We start from the raw sequence: 14,208 nt of genomic DNA on the forward strand, positions 1-14,208 counted from the left end.
CCCCGCCTCCGCCCGGCGGGGGCCGCATGCGGTCCCTCACCGCGGGTATCCGGCGACCACGGTGCGAGGACGGCGAGGACGCGCCGTCACGGCCGGCGGACCGTCACATACCCGGGGGTGGCAGCGGATGAGGCACGGTTTCCTGTCGAAGGACACGGGTGGCGAAGCGGCGCGGGACACCTCGCGCGGTGAGCCCGCCGCGCCCCGGCCGCCCCTGGTGCGGGCACTGGTGATGGTGGTGGCCCTGGCCGCGACGGTGCTGTTCGCCGTGGTGCTGGCCAAACTGACCCTGACTCCGTCGTACGCCTCGGAGTCGCTGACGCACAGCAACCTGCGGCCGGGCGACTCCATCCGCAACTACCTGGACCAGCCCGCGTTCCGCGACACCGTCAAGCAGCTCGGCGGCAACATCGCCCTGGGGGTGCCGTTCGGGGTGCTGCTGCCGGTGGCCTGGCCGCGTGCCCGCGGGCTGCTGCGGGTGGTCCTGCTGACCATGGCCGTGATGGTGGCGGTGGAGCTGGTACAGGGGACCGTCGTGCGGGGGCGGGCGTTCGACATCGACGACGTCATCCTCAACACCACCGGCGCACTGCTGGGTTACCTGCTGCTCGGCCGCCGCATCGGCCGCGCCGTCCATCCGCCCCGCCGCCGCTGGTGGCGGCGGGGCACGAGGCGGGAAAGCGCCGCGGCCGCCGGGCCCGGCAAGGCCTGAGACGCCCGCGCCGCGGTACCGGCCGGGCCGGTGACACGGGGCGCTTTCGCTCCTCCCTCACCGCCCGTCCGGTGGGGGATCCGGTCTCACCAGATGGCCTCGACCCACTCGGGGCGGTCGATGAACGGGTTCCGGTTGTGCTGGTACTCGTCGTGGATGACCTCGTTGCGGTTGCGCTCGAAGGAGTCGGGCGGGTCCTGCCGGTGCCACTGCTTCAGGACGCTGATACGCCCGTGGTAGGGCGCCGAGCCGTTGCCCACCCGGTCGTTGGGCTCCAGGTCGGCGAAGCCGTCCTCACCCTCGTAGCGCACGGCCATGTAGAGGATCATGCGGGCCACGTCGCCCTTGACCGCGTCGCGGGGCTCGAAACTGTCGCCGTCGGTGTGGTTGCCGGGCGCCCCGGAGACCGCGCTGCCGCCGTTGTCGAAGTCCTTGTTCCCCCGGATGCTGTTGACCCGTACGTCCGTGGGGCGCAGATGGTGCAGGTCGGTGCCGGGTCCGGTGCTGGTGCCGAAGTCGCCGTGGGACTTGGCCCACACGTGCTCGCGGTTCCAGTCGCCCAGGTTGCCGCCGTGCTCGGACTTCGCCTGGGAGCGGCCGCTGTACAGCAGGATCACGTTGTCCGGATTGGAGGGATCCTCGTCGGTGTCTCCCAGTGCGTCCCAGACCTGGCTGTAGGAGAGCCTGGTCTGCTCGCTGATGATGTCGTTGAGCGCCGCCTTCAGCGCGGCTCCGGTCTTCCCTTCGGCGGACGCGTAGTAGGTGTCCGCCGAGGAGACCGGGAGCGCGGCGGACGGAGCGGGGGCGGGGGCGGCCGAGACGGAGGCGGGGACGGCCACGGCCAGCAGGGCGGCCGCGGCCAGGGCTATGCCTCCGGTCGCGGACCCACGGGAGCGGGACATGTGGGGGTGTCCTTTCGGTAAGCCCCGGTTCAGGGACTGCCAACGACTTCCAACGGTTGTTCGATATGCGGAGCTTCCCATATGGACATGTCCCTGCCAACAGCACAGTGGGAAGATCCCGTGACCGTCACGGGAACACCGGCCCCCACCGGTCCCGGTTCCGTGCGCCCGGACGGGCGGGAGGGCCGGTCCGGGCACACGGGGCGGATCACCCCGGAGGGCGGGTCACTTCGGACAGGAGCCGCCCGGCACGGCACCCGCGCAGAGGGCCGTGCCGTCCTCCTGCCCGTGGGGCATCACGGGCAGGCGGGGGCGGCGGGCAGGTCCGAGACCAGTTCGGACCACCGGTGGGTCCGCCTCGCCCGGCAGACCTCGGCCGCCACCTCGGCGGTGTCCAGCCGCCACAGGCGCTTCTCCTCACCCGCGGTCGCCAGCGTCCGGCCGTCCGGGCTCAGGGCCATGGCGGAGATCTCCCCGTCGCCGGTGAGCGTGGCCGCCGTGTCGCGCGAGGCGGTGTCCCACAGGTGGATCGTGCCCGTCCCCGCGGAGACCAGCGTTCCGCCGTCCGGGGAGAACGCCACGTGCTCGGCGCCGTCGGGGTGGCCCGTGAGGGTGGCGGCGGTGCGGTAGGAGGCCGTGTCCCACAGCCGTACGCGGCCTCCGGCCGCGGTCGCCAGCAGCCGGCCGCCAGGGGAGAACGCCACACCGGTGACCGGGCCCTCGTGGCCGGTCAGGGATGTCCTCACCCGCCGGCCGCGCACCTCCCACACCAGCACGGTGCGGTCGGCGGAGGCCGTGGCCAGGGTACGGCCGTCCGGGGAGAAGGCCAGCGCGCGCACCCGGTCGGCGTGCCGTCTGAGGACGGCCGCCTGCCGTCCCCGTCCGGCGTCCCACAGCCGTACGGTGTCGTCGGAGGAACCGGTGGCCAGGGTACGGCCGTCCGGGGAGAAGGCCACGGCCGTCACCGCGTCGGTGTGGCCGGTGAGGGTGGCCCGCCGCCGCCCCGAGGCGGCGTCCCACAGCCGGACCGTGCCGTCGGCGGTGCCGGTGGCCAGGGTACGGCCGTCCGGGGAGAACGCCGCCGCGTGCACGTCGCTTCCGTGTTCCAGGGTGCGCAGCCGGCGGTGTCCGTCCGTCCGCCACAACTCCACCGCCCCGTCGGCGCTCCCGGTGGTGGCCAGGGTACGGCCGTCCGGGGAGAAGGCCGCCAGCCGGGAGAACGGCGCGGCGGTGCCCAGAACGGCGGTCCGCTGCTGTGTGGCGGTGTTCCACAACTGCACCCGGCCCTCGCCGTCGGCCACGGCCAGGACGCGGCCGCCGGGGGACAGCGCCGTCTCGTAGGCGGCCGGCTCCTCTCCGGCGGTGATGGTGGCGGTCGTGCGGTGGTCGCCGGTGTCCCAGAACCTGACGGTGCCGTCGGCTCCGGTGACGGCGAGGGTACGGCTGTCGGGGGTGAACGCCAGTTCCCGGTGGGCGTGTTCGCGGCGGCCCGTCACCGAGGAGGTCTTGCGGTAGTGGTAGGTCGCGGTGTCCCACAGCCGGGTGATCTCGGTGCCGGCCGCGGCCAGGATGCGGCCGTCCGGGGAGAACGCCACGTCGTGGACCGGGCTGCGCTGCCCGGTCGACGCGCTCCTCATGATGGTGAGGGTGGCACTCTCGCGGCCCGACTCGGTGTCCCACACGCGCAAGGTGGCGTCGACACCGCCGGTGGCCAGGGTACGGCCGTCCGGGGAGAACGCCACGGCCGTCACCTCACCCGTGTGCCCGGACAGGACGGCCGTCTGCCGCTCCTCCGCCACGTCCCACAGCCGCACGGTCCCGTCGCCGCCTCCGGTGGCCAGGGTACGGCCGTCCGGGGAGAAGGCCACCGTCGTCACCTGGCCGGTGTGGCCGGTGAGGGTGGCGGCGACCCGGTGCTTCCGGGTGTCCCACAGCTTGACGCTGCGGTCGTCGCCCGCGGTGGCCAGCAGCCGGCCGTCCGGGGAGAAGGCCACGTCGTTCACCCGGTCCGTGTGGCCGGCGAGGGTGGCGGCGACCTGGTGTGCCCGGGTGTCCCACAGTCTGACGCCGTGGCCGTCCCCGGCCGTTGCCAGGGTGCGGCCGTCCGGGGAGAACTCCATCGCCGACACGGTGCCGACCTGCCCGGCGAACCGGTCGGCCCGGTAGCGGGCGTAGGCGGACAGCAGGCTGCTGCGCGTCTCGGGGACGTCGGCCCGCTGGAAGGCCGCCAGGGCCAGCATCGCCGCCGCCTCCGGGCGTTCCCCGGCCATCGAGTCGGCCTGGGCGGCCAGTTCGTGCGAGGTGACGACGCGCCGCTGCTCACGGGCGATCGAGTACTGCTGGACGGTCGCCGCGATCGCGGTCGCGCAGAGCACCAGCAGGGCGGACAGCACCACCGACAGCCGTCGCAGCCGCATGGTCCGGGACCGGGCCTCCTCCGCCTCCGCCGCCTCGGCGGCCTCGCTGGCCAGCAGGAACTCCCGTTCCAGCGCGGTGAGGCCGGCCCCCGCGCCGCCGAGCCGGTCCCGGGCCGCCGCGAGCCGGGCGCCCCGGTAGAGGGCTCCCGCGTCGCGGTCCAGGGAGTGCCAGACCTGCGCGGCCTCCGTCAGCTGCCGATGGACGAGCAGCCGCCGCCGGTCCGCCTCGATCCAGCCGCGCAGCCGGGGCCAGGCCGCGATCAGCGCCTCGTGCGCCAGGGTGACCGTCGAGCCGTCGAGGGTGACCAGGCGGGCCCGCGCCAGCCGCTCCAGCACCTCGGCCTCGGCGGTGCGGCCCGCGCCGTCCGCGCCCAGCTCGCCGCGGTCGGTGGGGCGCCGGGTGTCGGGCGCCCCCTCGCCGGGGTTGACCAGCCGCAGCAGGATCCCGCGGGCGGCGGCGGCCTGGTCGGGGTCCAGCCGGGTGTAGAGGTCCTCGGCGGTCTGGGCGATGGCTCCGCGTATGCCTCCGGCGGCCTCGTAGGCGGCCAGGGTCAGCGCGCGTCCGCGGCGCCGGCGCCAGGTCTCCAGCAGGGCGTGGGACATCAGCGGCAGGCCTCCGGGCTCGCCGGTCGCCTCGTCCACCAGCCTGGCGGTGAGGGCGCGTTCGACGATCAGGCCCGCGTCGGCGGCCGGGCGGACGATGGCCCGGCGCAGCTGGGCCGGGGTCATCGGCCCGACCAGGAGCGTGGCGTCCCGCAGGGCGTCGGCGAGGCCGGGATGGCCCGCGCAGTGGCCGAAGAAGTCCGCCCTGACCGCGACGACGACCCGCAGCCGGCTGCGGGGGCGGCGGGCCGCCAGCAGCAGGTCGATGAACTCCCTGCGCTCCTCGGGGTCGCGGCACAGGGTGAAGACCTCCTCGAACTGGTCGACGACGACCACCGTGTCCGCGTCGGGGACACGGGAGGCCGGCGAGAGCAGGCGGAGGTGGTCCCTCATGGGGCGCGGGCCGGGGGTGAAGACGCGGATGGCGGCCGACCGCATCGCGGCGGTGCCGGAGCGCAGGGCGGGGATCAGCCCCGCGCGCAGCAGCGAGGACTTGCCGCTGCCGGAGGCGCCGACGACGGCCGTGAACCGCCCCTCCCCCACCCGGCGTACGAGGTCACCGGTGAGCTGCTCGCGTCCGAAGAACCGTTTCTCGTCCTCCGGCTGGAAGCGTCTGAGCCCCGGATAGGGGGCGTCGGCGCCGTCCGTGCCGGACGGCTGGGCCAGGACGTCGGCACACGCCCGGCGCCAGCGCTCCTCCCACTCCTCCCGGTCGCCGCCGCAGGCCTGCGCGTAGGCCAGGGCGACCGGGAGCGTGGGCAGTCTGCGGCCGGCCGCCGCCTCGGCCAGGGTCGCCGCCGAGTAGGGCGCCCTCTGAGCCATCGCCCGGTAGGTGGCGCCGCCCGAGGCCCGGCGCAGCTCCCGCAGTTCGACGGCGAACCGCTGCACCGGCCCGGCGGCCGGGTCCAGTGGTTTCTCCCGGCGCCCCATCGCGTGCCCTCCCCCGCCGTGTCCGCCCGCCGCGTCCGCGATCGGGCGCCACCGTAGGCCCCCCGCGACCGGCCGACAAGCCCGCGCTCCACCCCGTCGCCTCCCCCTTCGAACGTGCCGCGCGCCGGCCGCGAATTGTCCGGCGCGGCGGAACGGGCCTGCCTGACAACGCCTGCCGGCCGAGACTCGGTGCCCGGGCACGGCCGGACGGACCGGTGTGGTCCGGCCGGGCCGGCGGCGGGAGACACGGCCGGGGAGAAGGAGGAGTACATGGTGTACGAGACGGTGTTCGCGAGCGAGGACGTGCCCGCGGCCGAGCGGTTCGGCCGGTGGTGCGAACTGGTCCGGCGGGCCCACGCGCCCCTGGAGGCGGACAGCCCCCACCGGGCGGACTTCCGGGCCCGGCTGCGCGTGCTGAGCCTCGGGGCCGTCACGGTGTGGCCCGCGGAGTTCGCGCCCGCCGTCCTGCGGCGCACCCCGGAGCTGGTCCGGCGGCACGACCCGCGGACCGTCCATGTGTCCCTGCCGCTGCGGGGGCGGCTGAGGGTCGCGCGGGAGGGCCGCGTGGACGGCCACGGCCCCGGTTCCCTGTGCGTGGTGGACACCTCCCGCCCCTGCGAGATGTGGGCGGGCGACGGCGACGGCCCGTACAGCGGCATCGGGCTGGAGGTCCCCCGGGACCTGCTGCACCTGCCGCCGGAGCGGCTGACCGGGCTGACCCGCCGCGGCCTGTCGGCACGGGAGGGCATGGGGGCGCTGCTGGCGCAGTTCCTGACCACGGTGGCCGCGGACTCCGCCCGCTACCGGCCGTCCGACGGGCCCCGGCTGGCCGCGGTCGCGGTCGACCTGCTGTCCGCCCTGTTCGCCCATACCCTGGAGAGCGACCACGCGCTGCCGCCGGAGGACCAGCGGCGGGCCCTGCTGCTGCGCGTCCAGGCCTTCATACGCCGGCACCTGCACGACCCGCATCTGTCCCCGCCCGCGATCGCGGCGGCGCACCACATCTCCCTGAGCCATCTGCACCGGCTGTTCCGGGACGAGGGCTCCACCGTCTCGGCGTTCCTGCGCGACCAGCGGCTGCGGCGCATCCGGCGGGACCTGTCCGACCCCGCCCTGCACCGCACGCCCATCCACGCCGTCGCCGCCCGGTGGGGTCTGACCGACCCCTCCGCCTTCAGCCGCGCCTTCCGCCTCGCCTACGGCACCTCGCCCAGCGACTACCGCCGGAGCGCGCTGGCCCGCGGCGGTACGCCGGCGGCCGCCCGGGGCGCTCTCGTGGCGAACGCCGCCGGCCGCTGAGGCACCGCGCGACCCGGCACCCGGTGCCGGGTATCCGGTATCAGCCCATGTCCAGGCGGGCGGCGGCCTTGCGCAGCACGCCCGTCTTCTGCTCCACCGGCTTCTGCTGCTCACCCTGGAGCGCGCTGACGACGGTGAGCGCGCCGGTCAGCACGGGGATGCTCCACTGGGCCCAGCGCAGCTGCCGCTCGGCGTCCTCCGTGGAGGCCGGGTGGTGCTGGGCACCGGCCGCCTTGTCCGGGTCGGCGGAGGTGGCCATCTCCAGTTTCTTGCCCATGACGCGGCTGTAGGCGGTGGCCGCCAGGGCCGCGCCGGTCAGGACGGTCTTGATCGCCGAGGAGGCCCCCACTCCCCGCTGGTGCTCCACGCGGTACATGTTGGACGCCAGCAGGGACACGGCGCCCGCGAGGTGGGCGGCGATGGCCAGTCCGTTGACCGGCGTCCACTTCGCCCATCCGATGCTCGCGATCCTGTCGCCGGTCGCGGCGTCCTCCCACTCCCTGGCGACGCCGTTCAGCCCCACGGCGCCCATCAGGGAGCCGCCGAACCATGCGCCCATGCCCAGGTCGTGCAGGCTGCGGGCGAGCGTGTTGCGTTCGGACACGATGATCTCCAGTTCGCCTCGTCCGATTCGAGCGATATCCACGACATTCGAGAATTTCGCGGCATTCAAGGCATACCAGAGGTTTCCGCGGGCCGCCGCCCGGAGCCGCACGGCCGGGCGGCGGCACCCGCGCCCGTACCGGGGGCGCGGCGGCGGTCATCCGCCGGCGCCCTCCCCCGCCCCCGCCTCCCGCGAGGCCGCGGCCGGCGCGGGGCGGCACAGCACCGGGTTCTGCAGTTCGGTGCAGGGGCGGTGGCCGCGGGAGCGCACGATGTCCCTGCCGACCTCGTTCGTCAGATAGCGCAGGAAGCTGGCGGCCAGGGACTTGGCGGGGGGCTCGCCGTAGGTGTAGGCGTACTCCGTCTCCCAGAACGGGTAGGCCCCGTGGTCGGCCGCCTCCAGTGTGGCCCGCTGTCCGCCGATGCGCACCAGCCGCAGGTCCTTCCGGCCGGACGCCTCGTCGAGGCCGCTGTAGCCGATGGCCCCGGGCGTCTGCGCCACCTCGTCCAGCACCTCGGTGGTGGAGCCCCGCTCGCAGTTGAGCGGGCCGCGCGGCATGCCGGGCAGCAGGGTGAGGCAGTCGTCGGAGGTGCGCGCGAGATTCCGCGACCCGCTGAAGATCCGCTCCTCGAAGACGCCGCGGGTACCGGAGTTGCTCAGTCGGCTCACCAGGCGGACGGGCAGGTCCGCTCCTCCCACGTCCTTCCAGTTGGTGATCCTCCCGCCGTACAGGTCCCCGATCTGCTCCAGCGTGAGGTCCTGGACCCCGGCGTCCTCGTGGATCACGAGAGTGAAGAGGGTGAAGGCCACCGGACGCGGCAGCAGCAGCGGCTGGTCGTCCCGCTTGGCCCCGTCGGTGAACGCCAGTGTCCGGGTGTTCCTCCCCTTGCTCTCACTCATCAGCGCTTCCAGGCCCCCCTTGCTGCCCTGGTAGTCGTGGTGGAACGTGACGCCCTGCTCGCCGCAGGTCTCCCGGTACGCCTCCGCGGCCTCCCGCAGCACGGGTTCGAAGGCCGTGGATCCGGTGAGGGTGAGCTTGCCGCCGGCGCAGTCCAGCGGCGCCGCGGTGTCGTCGCGGCCGAGCACGGAGAAGGCGAGCTGCCCGAGGATGACCAGGACCAGGAAGCAGACCAGCGCGACGGCCTGCCAGGGCGTCCCGGTCTGGCTCCTGGTCTCCTGTATGCCGCCGTTGCCCACACCGCCCTTGATCCCGCCTATGACCCTGGGCGGCTCGAACGGCGCCTGCGGGTCCGCGCCGGCCCCCGCACCGCCGGTGCGCTCCAGGGCGGCCAGGACCTTGTAGTGGGCGGAGCGGTTGAGCGGCACCTTGGGGAGTTCGATGACGCCGTCGCGCACGTTCAGACCCGAGTCGTCGCTGAAGCAGGGGCGCAGGAAGTCGTCGCTGAGCTCGGTCACCACCATCCCGGCGACCCTGCGCCCGGGGAACTCGATCCGGACACCGACCCTGTCGTCGGGGAGGACGGCGTAGTCGTCGATGTCGATGTGGGTCGCGCCGCTGTTCTCCACGCGCAGCAGGACGAACGACGGATCCACCAGCCGGGTGCCGTCGCCGTCCTGCAACTGCTGCAGCGCCCCCGCGTACTGGACTCCCGCGAGCCGGGCGTGCACGGCGTCGGTCGCGGTGGTGTCCATCTGCACCCGGTAGCCGAGTCGCTTGCGTCCGACGAAGACGAACTCGTAGAGCGCGGCGACGATCGGCACGAGCACACCGAGCACCGCGAGAACGACTTCCCACCGAAGCATGTCCATGGCCTGTGCGACCCCCGTGGAGAACATGGTGAAGGGCCGTCAAACATACGAGCGGGCCGGGCTCCGGCGAAGTGGTGTGTCCGGCTTCCGGCGAGTGTTCACCGGCTGTTGGGGAGCGGTGCGTCGGCCGTACGGCGCGCCGTACGCCCCCGGGCGGGCCGGCGGGCGTACGGCGGTGCGCGACGGGCCGCTCAGCCGCAGGAGGCCGCCCGCTCGTACCAGCCGGGCTCGGTCTCGGTGAGGGAGGTGACGGTGTAGACGTTCCACAGTCCCAGCGCGTCACCGGAACCGACCGCGTAGGTGTAGCCGTAGCGGACGGTGGCGCGGCCCTGCCGCACATGGGTGTAGTTGCTCGCCGTGAAGCACGCGGGCGTCCCCGGGTCGCCGGGGTCGCCCGGATCACCCGGATCACCGGGGTCGCCCGGGTCGGTGTCGCCCAGGTCCCAGTCGGCGGTGATGTACGCCGTCGAGCACATCAGGTCGGCGGTGTACGCGCCGGTCGTTCCGCAGCCCTCCGAGGGGCGCACCGGGACGGCGTGCCCCATACCGGTGACGCGGTAGTCGCGCACGACGGTGCCGGCGGAGGAGTCGTAGTCCCTGCGCGTCACCCCGCCGGGCAGCGAGGCCGAGCCGTCCGCGGTGGCGTCCGTGCCGTGGGTGTTCGTCCACTGCTTGACCAGCTCGCCGGCGTTCGCCGGGGCGACCGTGGTGTCGGAGGCGCCGTGCCAGATCGCCACCGACGGCCACGGACCGCCGTATCCCGGGTTCTGGGAGCGGACCAGATCGCCCCACTGGGCGGCGGTCTTCGTGACGCCCGGGTTCATGCAGCCGAACGCCCCGACCATGCTGGTGGCGCAGCCGTGCGGCACACCGGCCAGCACGGCGCCGCCCGCGAACACGTCCGGGTAGGCGGCGAGCACGCTCGCGGCCATCGCGCCGCCGCCGGAGAACCCGGCGACGTACACCCGGGACGGGTCGGCCCCCACCGCGCTCACGGTGTGGGCGACCATCTGGCGCAGCGACAGCGCCTCGCCCCGTCCGCGCGAGGTGTCGCCGCCCTGGAACCAGTTGAAGCAGCGGGAGCTGTTGTTGGCCGTCTCCTGCTGGGCCGCGACGAGCGCGAAGCCGCGGCTGTCGGCGTACGTGCGCCAGCCGTAGGTCGTCACGAAGCCGGGCGCGTCCTGGGTGCAGCCGTGCAGGACGAGGACGACCGGGGCGCCGGCCGGCAGGTCGTCGGGGACGTAGCGGTACATGGTCAGCGCGCCCGGGTTGGAACCGAAGCCGGTGACGCGTTCGAGGTCGGCGGCCGCCGCCGGGGCGGCGGACAGCCCGGTGAACGCCAGCGCGAGCGTGCCCAGCAGCACACCCGCGCGGCGCAGGAGGGTCGTGGTTCTCATGAGGGGGGTCCTTACGCCTGAAAGGGACCTGACAATCGATGCCGGTACCGTAGAACGTGACGCAGATCACCCGAACATGCAGAAGCCACAGGTTCACCGGCCCGCCGGTGGCCGCCGCCCACATTGCCCGGAGGGGACCACGGCCTCGGAGGTCACTCGGCGCAGGCCTCCTCCGGCCCCGAGCGGGCGAGGGCGGCCAGGGTGTCCAGCGCGCGGGCGAGGACGTCCGGCGGCGGCGAGGCGAGGGCGAGGCGTACGGCGTGGGGGGCCCGGAGCCCGTCGGCGGCGAACGCGGCCGCCGGGGTGACCGCGATGCCGTGCCGGGCGGCGGCAGCGACGAAGGTGTCCGCCCGCCACGGGCGCGGCAGCTCCCACCAGCAGAAGTACGAGGACGGGTCGCCGCCGACCGCGAAGCCCTCCAGCCGGCGGGCGGCGATCTCCCGGCGGGCGGACGCGTCCCGCCGTTTGGCCCGTACGATCTCCTCCACCGCCCCCTCGGCCCACCAGCGCCCGGCCGCGTCCAGAGCGAAGCGCGCGGGCCCCCATCCCCCGGAGCGCAGCGCCGCGGCGACGGCGGGCGCGAGGGCACGCGGGGCGACCGCGTATCCGACGGTCAGCCCGGGAGCCAGGCGTTTCGAGAGGCTGTCGACCACGACCGTGCGCTCCGGGAGCAGGGCGGCCAGCGGCGGTACGTCGCGGAGGAAGGCCCAGACGGCGTCCTCGACCACGGCCACGCCCAGCCGGTCGAGCACGTCCGCCAGCTCGGCCAGTCGCCGCGGCGGCGTCACCAGGCCCAGCGGGTTGTGGACGGCGGGCTGGAGGTAGACGGCTCTCAGCGGTGCCGTGCGGTGGGCCTCGGCCACGGCCTGCGGGACCACCCCTCGCCCGTCCACCGCCAGCGGGACGACCTCCACCCCCAGCCGGCCCGCGACGGACCGCAGCACCGGGTAGGTCAGCTCCTCGGCGCCCAGCCGCCCGCCCGGCGGGACCAGCGCGGCGATCGCGGCCGCGATCGCCTGGCGTCCGCCCCCCGCGAACAGCACCCGGTCCGGGTCCGGCCGCCAGCCGCCCCGGGCCAGCAGGCCGGCGGCGGCGCCCCGCGCGGCGGCCGTGCCCGCGGGGCCGACGGGGCGCGTGGCGGACTCCAGGACGTCCGGGCGCAGCAGCGGTGCCATCCCGGCCGCGAGGAGCGCCGACTGCTCGGGCACCACGGGGTGGTTGAACTCCAGGTCGACGCGCCCCTCGGCCGGTTCGGCCACCGCCGGGTCCGCCGTGCGCGGGGAGGCCCGGACGAAGGTGCCCCTGCCGACCTCGCCGACCGTCAGGCCCCGGCCGGCCAGTTCGCGGTAGACCCGTGCGGCCGTGGAGGCCGCGATGCCTCGCCGCCGGGCGAACTCCCGTTGCGTGGGCAGCCGGTCGCCCGGCCGCAGCCGTCCCGCGGCGATGTCGGCCGCCATGCCGTCGGCGATCCGCCGGTAGTCGTCCACAGGGCTCGTCCGTCCGCCTCGTCCGCTTCGCCCGCCGGCTCCGATGCCGCCGATGCCGTACGGTCACATCATTACACCGAGAGCAATATAGAACATTGCATCGACGCATATCGGGGACATACGCTCGACGGGCGGTTCTCCCGCGGACGGCCCGGCGGCCGCGGACCGGCCCCGGAAAGGCGGACACAGGCCATGCTCGGAACAGGTGCGGTGCTCGGCGTCGCGGCGGTCTCCCTGGGGATGGTCCTGACCCCCGGGCCGAACATGATCTACCTCGTCTCGCGGAGTATCGCCCAGGGGCGGCGTGCCGGGATCGTGTCGCTCGGCGGCGTCGCCCTCGGTTTCCTGGTCTACCTCACGGCCGCGAACCTGGGCCTGTCGGTCGTCTTCCTGGCGGTCCCCGGGCTGTACGCCGCGGTGAAACTCGCCGGAGCCGCGTATCTGGCGTGGCTCGCCTGGCAGGCCCTCCGACCGGGGGGAGCCGCGGTCTTCGCTCCGCAGGATGTTCCGCACGACCCGCCCCGACGCCTGTTCGTCATGGGACTGGCGACGAACCTGCTCAACCCGAAGATCGCGGTCATGTACCTCTCGCTCATCCCGCAGTTCGTCGATCCGGGGGCCGGGCACGTCCTGCTCCAGGGGTTCGCGCTCGGCGCGGTCCAGGTGGCGGTCAGCCTGGCGGTGAACCTGGCCATCGTCCTGGCCGCCGGTTCCATCGCGGCCCTCCTGTCCCGGCACCCCTCCTGGCTGAGGATCCAGCGGTACGCCATGGGATCCGTCCTCGGCGCACTGGCCGTCACCCTCGCCGTCGACGACTCGCGCCCCGCGCGGACGGCCTGACGCGCCGGCGGGCGGCGCGAACGGCCGAGAGGGCGCCGGCGCGGCGGTCGGCGGTCGGCGGTGCGGCGGGTCACCACCGCAGGGCGAGCGCCCCGTCCGGCTCCCGGTCGACGTGCGAGCCGAGGTCTCGGCCGGCGCGGTCCAGGACCGCCCGCAGCCATCCGGCGTCCTCCCGCGAGGCGTGGCGCAGCCGTATCCGCCGCGCCTGGAGCGGCACCATCCGCACACCGGCCGTCCGGCCGTCCGGCTCCAGCCGGACGAAGTACAGCAGCCGCAGGTCGTCCCGGTACCGCTCGTATCCGGTGATGCCCTCGTAGTCGTTCACCAGATCGCCGCAGCCGTACAGCACGAGCCTTCCCCGGTACACCTCCAGGGGGCGGGGATGGTGCGAGGAGTGGCCGTGGACGACGTCCGCGCCGCCGTCGACCAGGGCGTGCGCGAAGCCGGTCTCCTCGGCGGAGACCTCACAGCCCCAGTTCGGCCCCCAGTGGACCGAGACGACCACGACGTCCCCCGGCCGCCTGACCCGGCGGATCCGCTCGGCCACGGCGGCAGCGGCGGCCGGCGAGGGCTCGTCCACGACGTCCACGCCCGGCCGGCCGGGGCCCGCGGACCAGGACGGCGGTACGCCGCTGGAGGGCATGCCGAAGGCCAGGACCACCACCCGCCGCCCGCCTTCCAGGGGTACGGGCACGGGCCGCCGCGCGGCGGCGAGGTCCCGTCCCGCCCCCGCCGCGGCGATTCCCGCGCCCGCCAGGGCGTCGAGCGTCTCCTCCAGGCCGGGGCGGCCGAAGTCCAGGACGTGGTTGTTGGCCAGGACGCAGACGTCGGGGCGGGCGGCCGACAGGCAGGGGAGGTCGGCGGGGCTCATCCGGTAGTGGATGCCCTTGCCCGGCGCGAACGCTCCGCTGCGCGTGACGGCGGTCTCCAGGTTGACGATCCGGGCGTCGGGGGCGGCATCGTCGATCGCCGCGAGCGCCTCGCCCCAGGGCCACTCGAAGCCGGCCGGCCGGGGCACCGGGCCGCCGGCCGCCTCCGCCAGATCGACGTAGGAGCGGGCGTCCCGGATGTACGCCTCGCGCAGCTCCGGGTCGCCGGGGTACGGGAGGATCTGGTCGACGCCCCGGCCGAGCATCACGTCACCGCAGAGGAACAGGGTGACCGCGGCCCCGCTCACGCTTCCGAGGATAGAACCTTCCCGCCCCCGCCCCCGCCTCCGGGGCCGGCCGGCCCCGGAGGCGGGGGAC

General features: G+C 74.9%; 10 protein-coding genes. 3 read left to right on the plus strand and 7 right to left on the minus strand.

The window, feature by feature from the left end; all coding sequences use genetic code 11:
- Positions 1-127: 127 nt before the first annotated feature.
- A complete protein-coding gene (locus tag L7D48_RS16425) occupies positions 128-712 on the plus strand; it encodes a VanZ family protein (RefSeq protein ID WP_237880197.1) in 585 nt (194 codons plus the stop codon).
- An 86-nt stretch (positions 713-798) separates the two neighbouring features.
- Here the strand turns inward: L7D48_RS16425 and L7D48_RS16430 are convergent, their stop codons facing one another.
- On the minus strand, positions 799-1,614 hold the full coding sequence (locus tag L7D48_RS16430) for an endonuclease I family protein (RefSeq protein WP_237880198.1): 816 nt from the start codon (positions 1,612-1,614) through the stop codon (positions 799-801).
- Positions 1,615-1,910: 296 nt separating this feature from the next.
- Complete coding sequence (locus L7D48_RS16435) at positions 1,911-5,564, minus strand: hypothetical protein (protein ID WP_237880199.1); 3,654 nt, start codon at positions 5,562-5,564, stop codon at positions 1,911-1,913.
- Positions 5,565-5,834: 270 nt separating this feature from the next.
- Between L7D48_RS16435 and L7D48_RS16440 the strand changes: the two genes are divergently transcribed.
- Positions 5,835-6,863: a helix-turn-helix domain-containing protein gene (locus tag L7D48_RS16440; protein ID WP_237880200.1), complete on the plus strand. Its 1,029-nt coding sequence runs from the start codon at positions 5,835-5,837 to the stop codon at positions 6,861-6,863.
- 40 nt (positions 6,864-6,903) lie between these two features.
- Here L7D48_RS16440 and L7D48_RS16445 read toward each other — a convergent pair whose 3' ends face one another.
- The 4 genes from L7D48_RS16445 to L7D48_RS16460 form a co-directional block, all read right to left on the minus strand.
- Positions 6,904-7,467, minus strand: coding sequence for a hypothetical protein (locus tag L7D48_RS16445; RefSeq protein WP_237880201.1), 564 nt, complete (start codon positions 7,465-7,467; stop codon positions 6,904-6,906).
- Positions 7,468-7,623: 156 nt separating this feature from the next.
- Positions 7,624-9,231, minus strand: coding sequence for a substrate-binding domain-containing protein (locus L7D48_RS16450; RefSeq protein WP_237880202.1), 1,608 nt, complete (start codon positions 9,229-9,231; stop codon positions 7,624-7,626).
- A gap of 197 nt (positions 9,232-9,428) precedes the next feature.
- The gene (locus L7D48_RS16455; RefSeq protein ID WP_237880203.1) at positions 9,429-10,634 is read right to left on the minus strand and encodes a PHB depolymerase family esterase; all 1,206 of its coding nucleotides are present in this window, start codon (positions 10,632-10,634) and stop codon (positions 9,429-9,431) included.
- Between the two features lie 152 nt (positions 10,635-10,786).
- Positions 10,787-12,121, minus strand: a complete 1,335-nt coding sequence (locus L7D48_RS16460) for a PLP-dependent aminotransferase family protein (protein ID WP_237880204.1) — start codon at positions 12,119-12,121, stop codon at positions 10,787-10,789.
- Between the two features lie 192 nt (positions 12,122-12,313).
- On the opposite strand from L7D48_RS16460, the gene L7D48_RS16465 reads away from it, so the two are divergent.
- Entirely contained in the window at positions 12,314-12,961 is a 648-nt protein-coding gene (locus tag L7D48_RS16465) for a LysE family translocator (RefSeq protein ID WP_237880205.1), read from the plus strand.
- Positions 12,962-13,031: 70 nt separating this feature from the next.
- Here L7D48_RS16465 and L7D48_RS16470 read toward each other — a convergent pair whose 3' ends face one another.
- Positions 13,032-14,138 carry a CapA family protein gene (locus L7D48_RS16470; protein ID WP_237880206.1) on the minus strand — a complete coding sequence of 369 codons (1,107 nt, stop codon included), beginning with the start codon at positions 14,136-14,138 and terminating at the stop codon, positions 13,032-13,034.
- Between the last annotated feature and the right edge of the window lie 70 nt (positions 14,139-14,208).

The organism is Streptomyces sp. ICN903 (genome assembly GCF_022015835.1).
Lineage (GTDB): Bacteria > Actinomycetota > Actinomycetes > Streptomycetales > Streptomycetaceae > Streptomyces > Streptomyces fenghuangensis.